At 76.6% G+C, this 1,670-nt stretch carries 2 protein-coding genes; both read left to right on the top strand.

The window, feature by feature from the left end; genetic code table 11:
- The first annotated feature begins 60 nt into the window (after positions 1–60).
- Positions 61–438, top strand: a complete 378-nt coding sequence (locus ACFWM7_RS35205; RefSeq protein ID WP_383268839.1) for a hypothetical protein — start codon at positions 61–63, stop codon at positions 436–438.
- Positions 439–517: 79 nt separating this feature from the next.
- On the top strand, positions 518–1,648 hold the full coding sequence (locus ACFWM7_RS35200; protein ID WP_383268837.1) for an amidohydrolase: 1,131 nt from the start codon (positions 518–520) through the stop codon (positions 1,646–1,648).
- Positions 1,649–1,670: the final 22 nt, after the last annotated feature.

The raw sequence follows: 1,670 nt of genomic DNA, 5'->3' as shown, positions 1-1,670 counted from the left end.
GGCCCAGGCCACGCGACCCGCCCGTCGCCAGTTCGTCTACCCGTCGGTAGCATCCTGTTCATGGCAGAGACGGCAGCAGACGCAGCGGACACCGAGCAGACCTCACGGACGGACGCCAGGAAGGCGGCGCGTGCCGAGCGCAGGGCGGCGAAGCTCGCCCGCGAGATCGGCGCCTTCGCCAAGGAGCACGGCGGCGCGGAGGGACAGCTCGCCTATATCGGCCAGGCGGGCGCCCGCATCGTCCTGGTCGGCGAGGACGGCGCGTGGGGCGACCTCGTGGCCCCGACCTACGCGGTGGCCGAGAGCGCGGCCGTGAAGTCCGGCATCACGATGCACGACGAGTTCGACGGCGAGTTCGCGCTCAAGGTCCGCACCGGCCCGTACGAGTGGTCCCGGATGGCCGGGATCCAGGTCGGCGGCCCCTCCAACGACCGCTGAGGCTTCCGCCCGGACGGTGTCCCGCCCGGGGGCTCACCCGTTAGGCCGTGCACACGCACGCCGTCCCAGGGAGCCCCGGATGACCGACACCGTGCCCGTGGCCGACCTGGTCGACCAGAACTGCCACGGCGTGCTCCGCACCGAGCTGGGCCTCGGCACCTTCGAGGCCCGGCTCGGTGCCACCCCCGCCCCGGCCGCCCCCGGCACCACCTTCTTCGACACCCAGACCGGCTTCGCCGTGCGCCGCTGGTGCCCGCCCCTGCTCGGCCTCGAAGCGCACTGCCCGCCCGCCCACTATCTGGCCAGGCGGCGCGAACTGGGCGTCGCCGAGACCTCCCGCCGCCTGCTGCGCGCCACCGGGGTCTCCGCCCACCTCGTCGACACCGGCCTCCCCGGCGACCTCACGGGACCGGCCGAGCTGGCCTCGGCGGCCGGCTCCGAGGCCCGGGAGATCGTCCGGCTGGAGGTCCTCGCCGAACAGGTCGCCGACACCTCGGGCACCATCGACACCTTCCTGGTCAACCTCGGCGAGGCCGTGCACACCGCCGCGTCCTCCGCCGTCGCGTTCACCTCCGTCGGCGCCGACGCCCCGTACGCCGCCCCCGAGCCGCCGGGGCCGGTCCGGGTGCGGGCGGCCGCCGGGCGCTGGCTGGCCCGGCGCGAGACGGAACGCCGGGCCGCCCGCCGGGGCACGGTGGGCCGGGGCGGCGGCGGGGCGCCCCTCGAACCGGAGCTGCTGGACCATCTGCGCTGGTCCGCGGTGGCCTGCGGGCTGCCGCTGCAACTGCGCCTGGGCACCGCGGGCCCGGCCCGCCTGGCCGACTTCGTCGCCGCGACCGAGGGGCACGGCTGCGACCTCGTCCTCCTGCACGGCTACCCGCACCACCGCCAGACCGCCGCGCTGGCCGGCCGGCACCCGCACGTCTACGCGGACCTCGGGACCGTACCGGCGCGGACGGGGGCGCGGGCGGCGGCCGTGCTCGCGGAGATCATGGAGCTGGCACCGTTCGGCAAGCTGCTGTTCTCCAGCGGGGCGCAGGGGCTGCCGGAACTGCACCTGGTGGGCGCGCGGCAGTTCCGCGAGGCGCTCGGGCGGGTGCTGGGCGCCTGGGTGGAGGACGGCGCGTGGACCCGCCGGGACGCGGCCAGGGTCGCCACGATGATCGGGTCGGGCAACGCGCGCCGGGTGTACGGGCTGCGAGAACGGTGAAGGGGCGGCGGGCCCCCGGCCC

The organism is Streptomyces sp. NPDC058375, from assembly GCF_042723425.1.
Taxonomy (GTDB): domain Bacteria; phylum Actinomycetota; class Actinomycetes; order Streptomycetales; family Streptomycetaceae; genus Streptomyces; species Streptomyces durocortorensis.
This window is presented reverse-complemented; position numbering and strand designations above follow the sequence as displayed.